The following is a 17,599-nucleotide window of genomic DNA, read 5'->3' on the forward strand; positions in this document are numbered from 1 at the left end:
ATTATACGAGCTTTCAAGTGACCGATTAAATCGGTTATTTGAAAGTCGAGGATGTTGATTGCTCATTACTTGTTTTATCGCTTTTTCTTACGAATGGCGAACCATTCATAAGGGCAGTTTTGCTCGTTGTTCAGTTTTCAAAGAACAATTTCTTTTGCGTGTCATCCGCGTTTTGCTCAGCGGCGACTTTTATAATATATCACAGCTGCCTATCTGATTGCAAGCTTTTTTTTCGTCTTTCGACATTTTTTTCAGAAGCTGATTATGTATTCATTATTTCCTCATAACCTGTTCCCTTGTACGGCTATTACTTGATTCCCCGTACAACTTGCCGATCAACTTAAATGCCTGTTTCAAAAGCGGCGAGTATTAATTTATCATATTACTTTCATTTGAGTCAAGCCTTTTTTAAAACTTTTTTAAAAGCACTGTAAACCCAACAAAAAAGCCCGCAGCACCTTCGGTGCTCACGAGCCTCATCCTTCATTCTATCTACATCATATAACGCAATTCAAGCGCCTCTGTATCACCATTATCCGGCACGACAGCGACCTCCCGGATCAGTGAACGCTTAACAAGCTTTTGAACTAGCAAAGACAGATCAACATGTAACGCTTCTATAGAAGGATGCAATTGAAGCTCCAGGATGCTCCATGGCTCTTCTCTATCCCCCATAAGCCGAAACAATAGCGTGCAGCAAGCTTTCATTTTGTTCATTACCGTAAACTCGCATGCAAGCATTACTAATTCAACACGCTGCTGAATCGTCTCATGGCTGACGGTCAGCTCCTCGTACAGCTTGTACACACCCGGATGAACGAGGCGCATTTGCCGCCATACCGTCAGCTCGGGATGTTGTCCTTCTTCTATAAGTACAATGTGCGCCCAATGATGAAGCGCGGACAATACATGGCTGTAAGCATCCAATATATTGTTGTTCTCCAGCTCATGCTTCGCCTGCAGATACGTGCGCAAAAAGCCGGTAAACTCAATTAACAGCTTCTGCTCCTTCATCGTATCCGGAAATAACATTAAGCGTTCGCGAATATTCATCAGATAGCCCTCGCGATCCAACACGATCTCCCCCCGAACAATCCACTCAATCAAATTGCGCTGCTCTCCACTGGAAATCCATTGCTGCATGCTGTCCGAGTCAATCGTACGAATTAAGATACGTTCCCCGTCAAACCGCATGTGCTCGGTTCCGGCGGCGCCATTGCGCTCTCTGATGACCAGCAGTAATAAGTCCAAACCTTCAATAAAGGGGTTGTATGGATATGGATTCTCGATAGCGGCAAGACTGATGACATCAGGCTGCGAGCGAAAAGTTTGCGTGAAATGCTTTATGATATGTTTCACTTCTGCCTCCATATAGCTTATCCAAGAGGATTCCGCTATAATAATAGTCTATGGGTATATCTTTTTCGACAAGGCAGGTCCAGTTTCCTGCTTCCTCAGTAAGAAAACCGTCCTAATTCTAATATGTATATTGTCATGGAGAGGATTGGAAAACGTGAACAAGTTTTTTTTCAAATCAGCCAAAATTAATGAGTTTCGTTTGTGGGGTCTCGTCTTCACTTTAGTAGGCATGGGTGTCATGATTGTTGGCACCGGAGGCATCATCTGGTGGGGGCAAATAGGCAGGATCATTGCTGCTATCTTTATGGTTATCGGCATGTTTTCACTGCTAATCAGTGTCATCGTTTATTTCTGGGCCGGTATGATGTCTACAAGCGCCACGATGCTCCAATGTCCGGAATGCAGCCGTCAGACCAAAATGCTCGGCAAAACAGATCGCTGCATGTATTGCAAAACGATCCTCACACTCGACCCGGCGCAAGCCACACATGCTCCTGCAGAATAACACGCTTTGAAAAGCCGAAAGGCAAACACCCCCTTCACCGGATTTATCAGGCGAAGGGGGTGTTTCTATTTTATAAACATGAATTATGGCCGTTTGCTGATTGCTTCGTCAATTGTTTTCCAAATCGAAGGGGTTTGAAATGCTCGTTGCCAGGAAGCAGCGCCTGCCAAGTCATATTTTCGGACAAGCCCTATTCTGGACTGAATGGAAACCTCATCCTCAATCCATATGCGTTGCAGCGCATCATCCTCTTTATATTCCACATAATGCTGCCCTGCGTTCTTATCAAATACAGGCTTCAGCTTTTTAGCCGCTACAATTTCCTTTACCCGCTCCATTCCAACGGCTTTCGAGCTGACTTTCTTAGCTCCGATGCTATCCGTTTTCTCAGTCCAAATGCGAGTATAGAGCGGCATGCTTAGCACAAGCTTGCTGGCTGGAACACCATCTTCCTCCAAAATACGTACAATCGAGCTCTCCGTCCACCCAATTGAGGCAACTGAACCGGCCTTCGGACTCGATGCCCAATGCTCGTCATAGGCCATAACCATCATATAGTCGACAACCTTGCCCAGCGAAGCCCGGTCTAGAAACAATGACCACATTTCACTGTTTGATTTAGGCGTAACGTCAATAGAGACAACTAGTCCCTGCTCATGCAGCAATGGTGTCATTTCGCGGACAAATTGCACCAGATTAGCTTTATCCGACGTTTTTACATTTTCAAAATCAATATTAATGCCTTGCAGATCATATAGCTGGGAAAAGGCTAACAGCTGCTGAATCATCGAGAACCGCGTTTCCACGCTTGCGAGTGCTTGCGTCGTCCGCTCCGGTTCGAATCCATTGCTGAATAACGCCCATACCTGCATACCTTGATTATGTGCCCAACGTACATAGGCAGGGTCAGCTTTTGCTTTTATCGTTCCCTTGCCGTCCTTTAACTCGAACCACGTTGGACTTACGACATTAACACCTTGCATGTCATTGATCTTAGCAGGGTCGATCTTCTTCTCGTATACCGCTTCCCAGACCAGATTAATCTTACTGCCCATTACCTTCCATGCTTGAAAAGGAGGCTCTTGCTTCGGCAGAGGAATCGTCTCAATGGTCGTTAATGAAGCACTCTTCTTGGCCATGTAGCCGACTTGTCCTTTCGGACCTTGCACGAAGAGCCAGCCGTCACGTTCACCCCATATCCGTACGCTGCCGTTTTGCGGCACTCGCTCCACATAAGGAGCCCGAATCGTCGGCTCTGTGCGAATCGCCTCTCCCTTTTTCCCAACCGCTTTAGCCAATTGAATGTTCTCGCCTGCCTTAAGCAATACAACCATACCGGAATCCGCTTCATATTCCGCTTTCAGTCCGTATAGCTCCTTCAGCGGTGTAAGCGGGATATATACGCTTTTTCCACTCAATTCAGCGGCCATTTCAAGCTTATATGGTTTCTGATTAACGGTAGCCGTCAATGAGTCCGTCTTCATATGAAGCACTTTGTCAGCCGTCGTCATAATAATGGACTTCGAATCGGACTCATAACGAATGAGCTCGTCCGATCCAAGCACATGCCCAAGAATAGAAAATGGAAGCTTTACTTCATCATTTTCTATTAAGGCTCCTTCCGCCAGCACTTCTCCCTCGAACGTGATCGGATGCTCTACTTTATAATCCATCACCTTCAATTGATTGTTCGGTATATACCGCATATACAGCATCCAGCCGATAACGGCAACCATGCCGACCACAAACATAAACAGCAAAAACTTAAAACCCCCGCCCTTTCGGCGGCGCGGCGCCCTAGTGTACGTCGCTTCCAATTGCTCACACTCCCATTATCATTATTTCGTTATCTTACTTATAAAAAAACGTGCAAAGCCGGAGTTCCCGCGATTTGCACGTTAGTTAGCAAGCATTCAGTTACAATTAAGATAAACTGGTCTCTGGTGTATGCTTTGTTAAACAGCTCGAACATACGCCGTAGATTTCCATTCGATGGCCTTCTACAACAAAACCAGTGATATTTGACGCTGCCCGTTCCACTTCGAGAAGAGGCGGATAGTGAAAATCGACGATTTGTCCGCAATCCTTGCAAATCGCATGATAGTGGTCCGACAGATCGGCATCAAACCGGCTGGAATCGTCGCCGTAGGTCAATTCACGAACCAAGCCTGCTTCAACAAACAGTCTCAAATTATTATAGATGGTCGCCACGCTCATACTAGGAAAGTTTGGTGACAGCGCTTTATAGATTTCATCCGCTGTCGGGTGCGAAGTCGCATCCATCAAGTAACTCAATATGGCATGACGTTGCGGGGTCATACGGACGCCATTCATTTTCAACTGTTCCAATGCCTGGCTCACGCTGGATACTCCCATTCCCCTCACGCCTTTCTGCTAAGTAGTTAAAACCATTGTACGTTCATTCAAAATGATTTGTCAATGAAAGCGCTGCTCGCGAGCAGCCCAATTGCATGAATAGAGATACTGTTTGTCGCATTGATCTGAATCCGGTAGGTACCGGCCCCTACCGTTCCTCTGACCGTTTTTTTACTAACGGTGAACGGAAAATCGGTGTCGATGTTGCCGAACGTAACGGAGCCGTATACCGTGAAATCCCCGTTTTCCGGAGCTTCGACCTTGATCTCGCCAACCGAGCTGTCAACGTCCCAATCACCGCGGATTACAGAGCTGGATAATTCAATTCCGCCATTCAACGTGTCCGCTTTAACGGATGAGGCCGCCTCCTGAATACTGATTTTACCATTCTTCGTCTCGGCTTCGACTGCTCCGCCAGCGTCTTTGACTGTCACGCTGCCGTTAATAGTTGCTGCGATCAATTCTGCGGAAACGGAGGATACATCTACTGCACCGTTTTTAGTTGTTGCATTCGCTGATCCTGTAATACCGGAAATCTTCACGCTCCCGGAGATGCCGGAAGCCTCTACATTGCCTTGGATATCCGATATTTCGATATCGCCGCTGACATTATTGACCCGCAGTCCCCCTGCAGCCGACACTCCAGCCACGTCAATCTCCCCGTTGGTCACATGGACGGATAGCGTTAGTTCAGTCGCTTCACGCGGCATAGTTACGATTAAGTTAATACGCGGCTTGCGGCCGCCGCTCGCTCCGTAAGGCTCGCCATTCCCTTGAATGGTCAGCTTAGACGAATCAGCCGAGGCGTCTACCTTCGACTTCTCCGCAATGCGTCCAGCTTCCGTCTGATCTTCGGTATCGACCCAGACCTCCGTATCCACAAGAACGCTGTTCACATCGCCGGAACGCAGCGTTACGTGCCCGTTGGGATTCGAAATCGTCATTTCGGAAACGCTCTCTTCTAACGGTATGACGATCTGCTCTTTTGTATAACGAAAGCCTTTCTCCTCACCGTAATCTGCGCTTCCCTTCAGCTCGACATATTGATCCAGCCACTTAAAGGGCAACTCCGCATATTGCGTGACCACGAGTGCCGTTGCTGCAATAATGACAGCTAGCAGACCGCCCCCGAAATCAAGGCGCAGCCTTCTCTCTTTGTTCCGGTTAAAGATACTGAACAAAATGATCTCGGCTCCAAGCAATACGAAAACTGCGGGCCACCAGTGCAGCAGCAGCGCAATGTCATTCCGGTTTTGCAATTGGTCGGATAAGAGCAAGCCCCCGATTGCTACAATGATTGCGGCTGACGTGAAGCGGCCTAGCTTAAACACATCTACCGCCCCTTTCAAATAAATAATGATTAGAATCAGAGCCGTTACAGCCAGCAGCGGTCCAACCGAATAATCCGCAAGCTCATTCATCCAAGGAACGAGATTAGCAGGCGGACGAATGAGGAGCGCGAGCAGCAGGCCGGCTATCATCAGCAAAAAACCACTCGCCATCGTCAGTCTGGAAGGCTTTTCCGAAGGGCGTTCGACGCATTGCAAAGCATCGTACACGCTAATGAAATAAAAGACCGGCACCGCTAGCGCCAAATAAACAATAAACAGCAAATGTCTGGCTCCGTTTGCGTCCGCCAATCGGATGATTGCCGCAACGTCCAGCATAAGACCAGCCATGATCAGCAAGCCGCGCGCATAACGCCCCGCGTATAAGTGTCCGCTGCCAGGAAGGATAAAAGCAAGCACGGCGGCTAACAGGCGGCTCTTCGGCCGTTTTACTCCGAGCTCACGCAATGGACTCCCTCCATATGTTTAATAACCTACAACCTTACTATGTGAGCCTATTGTAACATATTTGTATACGCCCAGCTGCCTGACTCGTTCCGTCCAAGCAAAAAAAACAGCGCCGTTCACCATGACGATGAACGACGCTAACCAGGTGGAACACTGTTATAAAAAGGGAAAGAGGAAGCTGTCTATTTCAACCGCTCAAGGAGCAGCTTATTAACCAGTCCCGGATTTGCTTTGCCTTTCGTTTCTTTCATAATCTGACCGACAAGGAATCCGATCGCTTTCTCTTTGCCTGCCCGGAAATCTTCTACCGATTGCGGGTTAGCCTGGATGATCTGATCTACGATCGTTAAAATCGCGCCTTCATCGCTAATTTGTACCAGCCCTTGCTCTTCCACGATTTGCTGCGGCAGCTTGCCGGATTCCAGCATCGCTTTAAACACGGTTTTAGCGATTTTGTTGCTGATCGTTCCCTTCTCAAGCAGACCGATCATTTCTCCCAAGCCTTGACCGGTAATTAATACATCAGCAAGCTCTTGGTTGTTGGCGTTCAGGTATCCGAGCAAGTCGCCCATGATCCAGTTCGATACGGTTTTTGCATCCTTCGTATGCGCAAGGCTCTCTTCGAACAGATCGGCCAATTTCTTCGAGGATGTAATGACTTCTGCATCATAGGAAGGCAAGCCGTAGTCGTTCGTGTAACGAGCTTTGCGGGAATCCGGAAGCTCTGGAATCGAAGCGAGAACGCGGTCCTTCCACTCTTGGCTAATATGAAGCTGTACCAAATCCGGGTCCGGGAAGTAGCGATAGTCATGCGACTCTTCTTTACCACGCATGGATATCGTCTTGCCTTGGGCTTCGTCCCAACGGCGCGTCTCCTGCACTACCTTCTCACCGCTGTCGAGCACTTCGGCCTGACGCAGCTGCTCATGCTCCAAGCCGCGTTGAACGCCGCGGAAGGAGTTCATGTTTTTCAACTCGGCACGCGTTCCGAGCTTTTCTTGTCCATATGGACGAAGGCTGATGTTTGCGTCGCAGCGAAGGCTGCCTTCTTCCATCTTCACATCCGACACTTCGCAATACAGCATAATCGCTTTCAGCTTCTCCAGGTAAGCTTTCGCTTCCTCTGGTGTACGGATGTCCGGCTCAGATACGATCTCAACGAGCGGCGTGCCGACACGGTTGAAATCGACGAGCGAGGCGTAGCCGCCGTCAACGTGCGTCAGCTTGCCTGCGTCTTCTTCCAGATGCAGACGGGTAATGCCAATACGTTTCGTCTCTCCATTAACCTCAATATCGATCCAGCCATGTTCTCCGATCGGCTGATCAAATTGCGAGATTTGGTATGCCTTTGGGGAATCCGGGTAGAAATAGTTTTTACGGTCGAATTTGCTGATGTCGGCAATTTGGCAGTTCAGCGCCATAGCCGCTTTCATTGCATATTCTACGGCTTGCTTGTTCAACACCGGCAGAACGCCGGGATGTCCAAGGCATACCGGACATGTATGGGTGTTAGCCGGAGCGCCAAAAGCAGTCGAGCAGCCGCAGAAGATTTTACTATTCGTATGCAGCTCGACGTGAACCTCAAGTCCGACTACTGTTTCGTATTTATTCGCTTCAGACATCGTTATTCTCCTCTCATCCCAGCTGCGGACGGCCGCGGTGGAATTCGGTGTTCTGCTCGAACGCGTGCGCTGCGCGCAATACGGTCGATTCGTCGAAGGCTTTACCGATAATTTGCAGACCGATTGGCAGGCCGTTCGAGCTGCCGCAAGGAATGCTGATTGCCGGAACGCCGGCAAGGCTGACTGGGATCGTACAAATATCGTTCAAGTACATCGTCAGCGGATCGCCAACCTGCTCCCCGATACGGAAAGCTGTCGTTGGAGCTGTTGGCCCCATAATGACGTCAAACTTGCTGAATACTTGATCAAAGTCTTGCTTGATCAACGTCCGTACTTTTTGCGCTTTCAAGTAATAAGCGTCATAGTAGCCGGAGCTAAGCGCATACGTGCCAAGCATAATACGACGTTTTACTTCCGGTCCGAAGCCTTGGCTGCGGGACTTGCGGTAAAGATCGATCAGGTTGTCCGGATTGTCGGCGCGCACGCCATATCGAACGCCGTCGAAACGGGCCAGGTTGGAGGAAGCCTCCGACGAAGCCAGCAAATAATAGGTCGCGATCGCATATTCGGTATGCGGCAGCGATACTTCCTCCCAGGTTGCGCCCAGGCTTTCATATACTTTCAGCGCGTTCAGAACCGCTTCCTTCACTTCAGGATCAATGCCTTCGCCCAAATATTCCTTCGCTACGCCGATTCGCAGACCTTTCACATCGCCTGTCAAAGCGCTGGTGTAGTCAGGAATGCTTACATTAGCAGACGTGGAATCTTTGCCGTCGTAACCTGCAATGGCTTGCAGAACATAAGCAGAATCTTCGACGTTTTTCGTCAGCGGCCCGATTTGGTCCAGCGACGAGGCGAATGCTACGAGACCATAACGCGATACGAGGCCGTAGGTTGGCTTCAAGCCCACGATGCCGCAATAAGCAGCAGGCTGGCGAATTGAACCGCCCGTATCCGAGCCGAGTGAGAAATACACTTGGCCGGCAGCAACCGATGCTGCAGAGCCGCCGCTGGAGCCGCCTGGTACATAATCAGTATTCCAAGGATTGCGTGTCGGATAGAAGCTTGAGTTTTCATTCGAGCCGCCCATCGCGAATTCATCCATGTTCAGCTTGCCAATCGTCACCGATTGAGCCGATTTCAGCTTTGCAACTGTTGTCGCATCATAGATCGGGTTATAGTTGCTCAGAAATTGGCTCGCACAGGTCGTGAGCAGCCCTTCTGTTACGATATTGTCCTTAATGCCAGCCGGAAGTCCGAACAGCAGACCCCGCTCCGTGCCGTCCTGAAGCTGCTTATCCAGCTCCGCAGCTTGACGACGTGCGTTCTCCTCATCGAGCGTAATAAATGCTTTAATGGAAGAATCCGTCTCCGCAATGCGGCGGTAAGAAGCATCCACCAGTTCGGATACTTGAATTTCTTTGTCATTCAGTTTGTTATGTACGTCCTGCAGGCGCAGATCAAACAGTGCCAACTGCAGCTCCTCCCTTCAATTAACCAAGCTCTTTATTCCAATACAGCCGGAACTTTAATCTGGCCGTCTTCTTCATCAGGTGCGTTAAGCAGCACTTTCTCAATTGGCAGCGACTCTTTCGTCACATCTTCGCGCATCACATTCGTGATAGGCAGAACATGGCTTGTTGCCGCTACGCCTTCGGTATCCAGGCTGTTCAGCTTTTCCGCATATTTCAGAATTGCATTAAGCTGGCCGGTGAACTGCTCCTTCTCTTGCTCGGACAGCTCCAATCGCGCCAGGTTGGCTACATGTTCGACATCTTTCAACGTTATGCTCATGGAATGCATAATCCTCCCTTTCCATCCTTCACTTCATTCTTCCCATTATAGCTTAGATTCGCATTTTCACAAAGTAGTCGTGCAGGTCTCTTTTGCAAAAAATGACGACAAACAAAAGCTCCCCCCGATAGATCGGAAGGAGCGTACCTCATTAAATCCATGCCTTCAGGTTAACCTGCCGGATGAAATCTTCCTTGCTCTGGCTCTCGCTGCTTGTGCTTTCCACCTCAACCTGCGCTTCCTCGCCTTTGACAATCCGGTTGAACAGCTCTTCATTATAAGTGGCAAGCGCATAATCGATCAACGCCTCCCGCTCCACGCGGTCCACTTCCTCCTGAATGAGCACTTCTTCCAGTTCGACATCCTCATCCGGAATTAGAAAATTGCGGTTTGCTGCCGGCACGCGCAATACGTAGTCAAACACATTGTCGGCGTTGCGGTCGTAAGCGATTATATAGCCATATTCCCCTACGGGAAGATTTTGTTCATATTGGTCGGCGATTATGACGACCTTTGACCCTAATTTCAGCATCGTCTTTCACTCCAGTCTCTATCAGCCGGTAATTATAACTATTATCCTACTAAAAAATAATAGCCATGTCCAATAGAGTAATAGAAGTTAAGATTATCACCTGTTTATAGAGCTTCTAAGGAAGCTCCATTCTTCGCATCCGCCACACAGCTGCATATAAGACGGCTGCCGTTAATACAGCTCCTGCGGCAATTATCATACCGGCCGCTTCTGGCATGGACTCCAGAAGAAAACCGCTTGCGAGGCCCGGCAATTGCCCTGGACTCCAGGCTAGCGCTCTTGGCAAAAACGATGCCGTCAAGGAAAGCAGAAGGGCAAGTCCCAACGCGGAAAAAGCTGCCGCCGCTCCGCTTCGAAGCCATACGCTCGCCGCTATCGTCAACGTGCCGATAACCGACAGCCAGAGCGCGAATACAAGCAGCGCTTGTATAGCGCGTATCGCATCCACTTCTCCGATGAGCAGCGAGGTATAATACCATGCTCCCAAGTAGCCAACGGCTAATGATCCCCATACAAGCGCAAGCATCGCCGTCCATTTGGCTAACAAATAAGCTGCCCGGGAGACGGGCTTTACGAGAATCATAGAAGCTGCCCCGGAGGATCTCTCGCCCGATACCGCTCCCATAAAGCCCAGAGCAACGATTAAGCTTCCGATCATGCCATACTGCTGTAGGGTCTGTGCAAGCACTTCGCCGCCCTGAGGCTTTGGCATCTCTATCACCGTACCCTCTGGAAGGTTCCCTGCATTTGCTAGAATATCAGGTAAAAAATAAGTCATAATCGGCTGGCTTACCCCCAGTAAAAGAAACACTAATGGAAGCCATAGCAGCTTATAGCTGCGGGCAAGCTCCAGCAGCTCCTTCCGCCAAATAATCGTCCATTGACTCATTCAGACACCACCTTCATAAACAGCTCTTCCAGCGTTGAATGCCCGAACTCCAGCTTCGTCACTCGAATCTCATCCTTAGCAAGCTGCCTCAGCAGCTCCCCTCTGGCCAATTCCATATCGGTTACGACAAGCTCCATTCCCTTCTCAATTCTGCGCAGCTCCTTCACATAGGCTCCACTCTGATATGCCATGCACCATTGCATGGATCGAATATCTCCTTCGGTATGCAGCGTGATGACGGACATACGATGGTTGTTCCTGATCTCCTCTAAAGAGCCTTGAAGAGCCATTTCACCGTTCCGGATAATAATAACGTCATCGCATAGCTGTTCAGCGTCATGCAGCACATGCGTGGAGAACAGCACCGTTGTCTCTTGCTTCAATTCCCGCAGCAGCATTAGCACCTCATGACGTCCTAGCGGATCGAGTGCCGATACCGGCTCATCCAGAATGAGCAGCCTCGGTCTATGAACTAGTGCTTGCGCTAAACCCAGCCGCTGCTTCATTCCCCCGGAATAACCGCTGATCGGACGTTTGGCTGCGGCAGAGAGACCTACCCTCTCCAGCAGCGAATCTGCTTGACTCTTTGCTTCAGCCGCAGACAAGCCGCATAGACGGCCAGCATAGACCGCATATTCGCGGCCGGTCATCCAGCCGTAAAAGGAAGGGGATTGCGGAAGGTATCCAAGCAGCGAATTAGGACTTTGTCCAGGCTTCAATCCCGCATAGCTCAGCTTCCCGCCTGTAGGCTGCAATAACCCTGCCAGCATGCGAATTGTCGTTGTTTTTCCAGCCCCGTTCGGACCAAGAAGCGCCGTACAACGGCCAGGCGCAATATCAAAGCTGATATCCGCAACCGCCTGCGTAGATCCAAAGGCTTTGGTCAATTGTTCGGCTTTTAGCAAAGCGCTCATCAATCATTCCTCCTGCCGATTACAAAGAACAGTACAGGACCAATAATATTTACAAATACAATAAGCAGCACCCAGAGCCATTTCGGCCCTCTCGTCCGGCCCGTCTTAGCGAGCGCCACCAATGCAACAATAACCAATATGAGCTGTATGACGAAAAACGGGGCAATGATCGGCAAAAGCTTACTCAGTTCCATCGTCGATTCATTCATTCTTATGCTCCCCTTATATCTCTTAGATTCTTATTTAGTATGTGAGGTCTTTAGTTTGCAGCAAAGCTGGAGAGGTAAATAATGAGTCCGGTGAATAAAAGCAACCCAACGACGATAAGCCAGCTCAGCGGACTTCCCATATTAATCGTATAACCGATGCCATGCCTTTTCTCGACAAACAGCGCCGGGTCAGACTTATTGTAATAAATAGTACCCAGCTTCCAATGCTGATCGGCATCCATCGGAAGAACAGTCGTTTCATGGGAGAACGTTGTTTTTTTCGCGCGAATCATTAAGCCAATAAAAATGGCAATCGTAACAAAAAGAATAATCATAAACGACGTGGTACTCGCTCCGATAAAACGGCTGCCCGCTTCCAATACGCTGGCTAGCTTCAATAGGGAGAACAAGACGACGATCAACAATCCCATACTGATCATCAATAGCGAGCTTAATCTGCGGAACTTAATGCTGTTGCGGCGCGATACTTCCGGATTAGCCGGATCAATCTGCTGTTTGGTTACCGCGATTTGCCAATTAATCCCCATGAACATCCCGATCATAATCAATTGAATGACGCTTAGGTCAAAGACAGTCGCTAAGCTTTTGGCTGAGAAGCCGTCGGCTACACCTTGAAGATTAAAATGTGTCGCCATCTGCTCCGGAATCGAGTCGTAATTAATTGCCAAGTAAATAGCAGTTCCCGCTACTATTGCGAAATGAAGCAAAAACCATGCATTCGAGTATCTTGTTTTCTGTTTGTGGAAGGACATATCCACGACGACTTTCTGTGCCGGCGGCGCCTGAACTTCCCAGCCTTTATCCGCTTTCAGCTTCTTTACCCGGCTGTAGCTGCGTACATACAAAAAGGAGTGGCCCAGCAGTGATAACAATATACTGGTCAGCAGCGCAACTGCAAAGCGTGTCTCACCCAGCCATGGCTGCAAAGCGATATAGAGAAGCAGTCCCGCTATTGAGACGACTACGGACCATTGCAAGTAATTTTTTCTGGCAGCCTCAAGGCTCGCATCCTTCAGGTAAGGCTCTGGAATAGCAACACCAAATCGAATCGATCTTTTAGCGAGAAAAGGCGATAGAATCATAACGATGTTCAAGGGCACGTAAGCTGCCAGCATAAAAATGATGAAATTCTGCATACCTGTCACTCCTTATTTTGTGATTGAATGTCGTTGTAAAGCCGGGTGATGATTTCGGTCAGCTGCTCCTGGCTTAATCCCCGGCATAGCGATTCTGCAATGACTGGTCTTAATTGCTGGCTCAGCTTCGCTAAATATTGCTCCGTCAACTGCGGCATCTCTTCCTTTTGCACGACAATGACGCCCTTCTTGCGGTGAATCTGGATAAAGCCTTCCTGCTTGAGCAGGGTGTAAGCTTTGTTGACCGTATGCAAATTGATCCCGATATCGGAAGCCAAGCTTCTTACTGAAGGGAGCGACTCGCCCGGCTCCAGTCTTCCGCTGGCAATTCCCTCGATGATCTGATCCATAAGCTGCGTATAAATAGGAATCTCTGATTGCAAATCCAACTCAATCATCATATTGGCGCCTCTTTTGCTCTTATTGTTACATCTGTTATATATATAATATAACAGATGTCTTTTTACTGCAAGATGATCTGCTAAATTTGGGCTCATACACAGTAATCTTTCCTTCGGAAGATGCTGTCCCTTAACGGGTCATCCAGTCTCTCGTTTGTACTTGCGTCTTGAGCTGTATGCACAAATTAAAATGCAAATGTACATTTTGATGGGCCTCAAAAAGCCCAAAATCGCTATCAAAATGCAAAAATACATTTGAAATCCGCCTTTTCCGCCTTCTAGACGCCATTTTGGCAAATCAACCTGTATATTTGCATTTTGCTGCGATAAATCGCTCATAAACCGTCTTACAACCTGCACTTTTACATTTTGATGCAGAAAACAAAAAATGGCGGTACCCGGGATAATCTCCCAAGCACCGCCATTTCTTTATTTTCGATCCCGGCTATACCATTCCCATACGGGTTCAACGGCAGCCTGATCCAAACAACTTACACTGTATTCCTGTTCGCTTCCCAAAGCATTCACAGATAACGAGTAAAGCCGCTTCCGCTGCTGCCACCTCGTTCGTCTCACATTCATGACGACGATTTGAGGCCTGCGGATGTAGTAAGTGATCCGGGACAAATATCGTTTACGCAATGTCAGTTGACCGTTTTCAAGCCCTATTCCGGCCGTCTTATAGCGAGCCCAGCACCAATAAGCGACGATTGGCAGCAGCACCAGCGATAACAGTCCGGGACCCTTGAACAGGAAGATCAAGACAGCACTGAAGATCGCGGCAATGATCAATTCACCTCTCATATAATAGAGAAGAGCCCGTTTTGGAGCTGGGTTATCCGCTTCTTGCACCTTCAGGTGCGGCACATAACTGCCTAGCACCTCTTGAAGCTTCCCAATCGCAATGAACGGATGAAGGACGAGCCGTTCGTTTTTATCTGAAGATATGACCTGCAATTTAATTTTGGCATAGCCGGCCATTTGCTGCAGCAAGTTTTCCTCAATGATGACCGCCTGCACTTTACGGGGATCGAATACATGCGTTTTTTTATCCAGCAGACCGTAGGATACCGCTACCCTTTTCCCTTCCATACGAACCTCAAAGCCCGCAAACTTAACGAGAAAGAGTATGCTTGAAAGGAGCCACGCCAGCAAAAGAGCGCCGACAGCAACCAATATAAGGCTCAAATAGTCACCCATGAGGCTTTTTGACTCCTGTGCGATATTTTCATAAAAATGATCAGGCACAATGAACCGGATAAAATCATCTGCGAACGAAATCAATCCGGCAACGAAAGCCACTACGAGTCCGAAGTTCATTGATGTCAGTCCCGCCATGAGCAATTGCCCGCCCTTCAAACGGTAACGGGCCCCCTCTTCTGCCGGCACACCAGTTGACAGCTTTTCTTTTGCAGTCTCCGATAACAGATGTGTTGCGGCTTCGGGAGAAGCATCAGCAGTTTGTGCCGCTTCTGTTACGGCAGCCTTACCACTGCTTCCAAGCAGTTGTGTCCGAAGCTTCTCCGCATCTTTTGCCGACAAAGCCGACAATACGCCTTCTGCCTTCTTATTCCCGCCGGGCGTTTCAATATTCAACTGAGCGACGCCTAATAGACGCTGAATTAATGGCTGTTCTACATTAACGGAATGGATGCGCGAGAAATAGATCGTTTTCTCATCGCGAAATAATACACCTTTATGGATGACGATACGATCATGCTCCAGCACATAACTGAATTTGCGCCAATCATAGTAACCGTAAACCAGAAGCAGCAGGATAACGCCCCCAATTCCGATATACCAATAGGGATTCAATTGGGAAAGCTTTGTTCCCCTCAGCAATGTAATAATTATGACAGGGAGCAGTCCTTTGACAGTCTGCAGCAGAGCAAACAGCATATAAACCGGATGCAGCTTACGGCGGTCAATCATCCTGATCATCCACCTTCGCAAGCAGCCCTATCTGCTGCTTCAGCTGAGAAGCTTCATCCTGCTTCAGGCCGCTAATCTCGTGAGTCGTAGCTGCCGTTACCACCTTGACGCTGGCCAGCTTATATTTTCGCATAAGCGGACCGCTTTCCAGCTCCACATGTTGAACTCGAACCATTGGAATGAGCACATTTTTTTTGAAAATAATGCCGGAAGCCAGTTCCAGCTCCACATCAAACAATTCATACTGGAAGCTGCGGTACTTCCATAATGGAATGAACCAGGTAAACCAAACGGCTGACAACGTCACAACAGAGAGTGCGATCCAGGCCGGAAGGAACGTCCACTGGTTGGACGCGGCCAATGCCGTATACGCAATGATCAGCGCATAGCCGACCGCGTGGGTAATTAATGAACTGATGCGGTACACGGTAATATAATCTTGGTCCAATCTTCTGCTTAATGGACGATTCATCCCGGCAGCACTCCTCTAGGGCAATTTAATTAATTCCTCTTTAGTACGTGTTAGCGGCCGGGGAGATTCATTAGTTATCAGATAACTGTTCTCGATACCTACTACGCCTTGTCCCGGAAACGTAAATTTAGGCTCTACGGCGATAACCATTCCGGGCTGCAGCGGCATATCGAAGCCTTTCGCCAGCACCGGCCATTCATCAATCTCCAGTCCGATTCCATGCCCGAGAAACTTGGCCTGATCGGCCCCATAGCCCATGAAATGAGCAGACAAACCAGCTGACAGCGCTTGCTCCAGCGAATGCGTATACAACGCCGAACATACGGTGCCGGGTATCATTCGTTTCTCCGCCTCGCGCAAAATCGCCTCCGATGTCTCGTAAGCGAAGGCCAGCTTCTCCTGAAGCTCTCCGATAACGGCCGTTCTCGTCTGATCAATAATATAGCCGTCGATACAGCAGCCGATATCAAGCAAGATCGGTTCGTTTCGCCGGATGAGGCTGCGGCTGACGCTTTGCGGGGATGCTGCCCCTAACCCCAAGCCGCCTGCGGGACCGTCAAAATAACTCGGCATTGCTGCCGCCGCTCCTGCAATCAGCATACCGGTTGCGATCTCCTGATTGTAGCCGCGCATCCGCATGAGGCCGATATGCCCGCGTATCCGCAATTCATATTCAATTCGAGCTATCCAAGATAGCTCTGACATTCCCTCATGCAAGTCGTTCAGCGATTCCGTCAGCGCCTCGTCTACCGCTTTTGCAGCCGCTTCGATTCGCTCTACTTCCAACTCCGACTTGATCATTCTAAGCTTACGAATCGAAGCGGATCCATCCAGCAGCTTCACATTGCCATCCGGGCTAGCCAGCAGCTCTGCCAGCTTCAAGTAAGTTTGCGCAGGCAAGACATCAAGATCGGCAGCAATTCGCAAGTTTTGACCCGAACCGAACAATTTGGGATAATCACGTGCAAGTGTCTCCCTAAATTGCCGAAAAGCACCCAGTTCTTTAACGGTAACTCCGGTTTCTTGCTTGGCGCGCTCTACGCTTCTTTTAACGTAGAAGACTGGTTCTCCCTGTACAGGAATGAACGCATATCCCGTCTGCATAGAACCTGTAAAATAGTATAAATCGATATTTTGAGTTAACAGCATGCCGTCCATGCCGCCCGACTGAAGTTCTCCCTGTAAGCGGGATATTCGCTCAAAAGCAACAGAAGAAGGGACATCCTGTAATTGATTCATCATTTTCTCAGCTCCAAAGCGCAATGAATACTCCCGTTTTACTTGTAAAAACGATCAGGGAGCTTACGCTTATTACATCAATAATCCTCCGCTTCGTCAACCTTCTATAAGCCTCTTCCTTGAAAGTGAACCTAACTTCAAAGCTTAGCGAAATTTAGTTCGCTCTAGGCCGTACAAGGTCAGGAATGAGGCGGAGTAGCGAAAATAGGTTCGCTGTAGAGCGGATCTGATTCGTTAATGGAGGGGAACTACAACTACAACGGGACGGAGCGGAGTGGAGCGATATAGCTAAATAAATAGCGAATTACCTTCGTAATTGAAGATGACTGGAACTACAGCGAATCATCTTCGCTGATTAGCGAAGGTAGGTTCGCTCAAGGGTGGTTAATTGAGGTCGCTGCC

17 protein-coding genes are annotated in these 17,599 nt (G+C 48.8%); 1 reads left to right on the forward strand and 16 read right to left on the reverse strand.

Annotated features, from left to right (window positions below):
* Positions 1-492: 492 nt before the first annotated feature.
* Positions 493-1,359 (reverse strand): nucleotidyltransferase-like protein, encoded by an 867-nt coding sequence (locus TY10_RS26060; RefSeq protein WP_042170445.1) that lies wholly within the window; start codon positions 1,357-1,359, stop codon positions 493-495.
* A gap of 154 nt (positions 1,360-1,513) precedes the next feature.
* Here TY10_RS26060 and TY10_RS26065 point away from each other — a divergent pair, with 154 nt between their 5' ends.
* Complete coding sequence (locus TY10_RS26065; protein WP_042170448.1) at positions 1,514-1,864, forward strand: DUF2614 family zinc ribbon-containing protein; 351 nt, start codon at positions 1,514-1,516, stop codon at positions 1,862-1,864.
* Between the two features lie 83 nt (positions 1,865-1,947).
* Here the strand turns inward: TY10_RS26065 and TY10_RS26070 are convergent, their stop codons facing one another.
* The 15 genes from TY10_RS26070 to TY10_RS26140 all read right to left on the reverse strand — a co-directional run bounded on the left by TY10_RS26070 (position 1,948) and on the right by TY10_RS26140 (position 17,200).
* A complete protein-coding gene (locus tag TY10_RS26070) occupies positions 1,948-3,681 on the reverse strand; it encodes a glycosyl hydrolase family 18 protein (RefSeq protein WP_042170451.1) in 1,734 nt (577 codons plus the stop codon).
* Between the two features lie 106 nt (positions 3,682-3,787).
* Positions 3,788-4,240 carry a peroxide-responsive transcriptional repressor PerR gene (perR, locus tag TY10_RS26075; RefSeq protein WP_042170453.1) on the reverse strand — a complete coding sequence of 151 codons (453 nt, stop codon included), beginning with the start codon at positions 4,238-4,240 and terminating at the stop codon, positions 3,788-3,790.
* 47 nt (positions 4,241-4,287) lie between these two features.
* A complete protein-coding gene (locus tag TY10_RS26080; RefSeq protein ID WP_042170455.1) occupies positions 4,288-6,036 on the reverse strand; it encodes a DUF6677 family protein in 1,749 nt (582 codons plus the stop codon).
* A 182-nt stretch (positions 6,037-6,218) separates the two neighbouring features.
* Positions 6,219-7,658 carry an Asp-tRNA(Asn)/Glu-tRNA(Gln) amidotransferase subunit GatB gene (gatB, locus tag TY10_RS26085; RefSeq protein WP_042170458.1) on the reverse strand — a complete coding sequence of 480 codons (1,440 nt, stop codon included), beginning with the start codon at positions 7,656-7,658 and terminating at the stop codon, positions 6,219-6,221.
* A gap of 13 nt (positions 7,659-7,671) precedes the next feature.
* A complete protein-coding gene (gatA, locus tag TY10_RS26090) occupies positions 7,672-9,132 on the reverse strand; it encodes an Asp-tRNA(Asn)/Glu-tRNA(Gln) amidotransferase subunit GatA (protein WP_042170460.1) in 1,461 nt (486 codons plus the stop codon).
* Between the two features lie 32 nt (positions 9,133-9,164).
* The gene (gene gatC, locus TY10_RS26095) at positions 9,165-9,452 is read right to left on the reverse strand and encodes an Asp-tRNA(Asn)/Glu-tRNA(Gln) amidotransferase subunit GatC (RefSeq protein ID WP_042170463.1); all 288 of its coding nucleotides are present in this window, start codon (positions 9,450-9,452) and stop codon (positions 9,165-9,167) included.
* 151 nt (positions 9,453-9,603) lie between these two features.
* Positions 9,604-9,984, reverse strand: coding sequence for a hypothetical protein (locus TY10_RS26100; RefSeq protein WP_042170466.1), 381 nt, complete (start codon positions 9,982-9,984; stop codon positions 9,604-9,606).
* 115 nt (positions 9,985-10,099) lie between these two features.
* On the reverse strand, positions 10,100-10,873 hold the full coding sequence (locus tag TY10_RS26105) for an ABC transporter permease (protein WP_042170469.1): 774 nt from the start codon (positions 10,871-10,873) through the stop codon (positions 10,100-10,102).
* Positions 10,870-11,787 carry an ABC transporter ATP-binding protein gene (locus tag TY10_RS26110; RefSeq protein WP_042170473.1) on the reverse strand — a complete coding sequence of 306 codons (918 nt, stop codon included), beginning with the start codon at positions 11,785-11,787 and terminating at the stop codon, positions 10,870-10,872. The genes TY10_RS26105 and TY10_RS26110 overlap by 4 nt, the downstream gene beginning before the upstream one ends.
* Entirely contained in the window at positions 11,787-11,996 is a 210-nt protein-coding gene (locus TY10_RS26115; RefSeq protein WP_238328030.1) for a PLD nuclease N-terminal domain-containing protein, read from the reverse strand. The genes TY10_RS26110 and TY10_RS26115 overlap by 1 nt, the downstream gene beginning before the upstream one ends.
* Positions 11,997-12,046: 50 nt before the next feature.
* Complete coding sequence (locus TY10_RS26120; RefSeq protein WP_042170474.1) at positions 12,047-13,153, reverse strand: DUF1648 domain-containing protein; 1,107 nt, start codon at positions 13,151-13,153, stop codon at positions 12,047-12,049.
* Between the two features lie 5 nt (positions 13,154-13,158).
* Complete coding sequence (locus tag TY10_RS26125) at positions 13,159-13,554, reverse strand: GntR family transcriptional regulator (RefSeq protein WP_042170476.1); 396 nt, start codon at positions 13,552-13,554, stop codon at positions 13,159-13,161.
* Positions 13,555-13,983: 429 nt separating this feature from the next.
* Entirely contained in the window at positions 13,984-15,486 is a 1,503-nt protein-coding gene (locus TY10_RS26130; protein ID WP_042170480.1) for a PH domain-containing protein, read from the reverse strand.
* Entirely contained in the window at positions 15,479-15,958 is a 480-nt protein-coding gene (locus tag TY10_RS26135) for a PH domain-containing protein (protein ID WP_042170482.1), read from the reverse strand. Before TY10_RS26135 ends, TY10_RS26130 begins: the two co-directional genes overlap by 8 nt.
* 15 nt (positions 15,959-15,973) lie before the next feature.
* A complete protein-coding gene (locus TY10_RS26140; RefSeq protein WP_155986055.1) occupies positions 15,974-17,200 on the reverse strand; it encodes a M24 family metallopeptidase in 1,227 nt (408 codons plus the stop codon).
* Positions 17,201-17,599 lie beyond the last annotated feature (399 nt).

Origin of the sequence: Paenibacillus gorillae, assembly GCF_000513275.1 — a bacterium.
Taxonomy (GTDB): Bacteria; Bacillota; Bacilli; order Paenibacillales; family Paenibacillaceae; genus Pristimantibacillus; species Pristimantibacillus gorillae.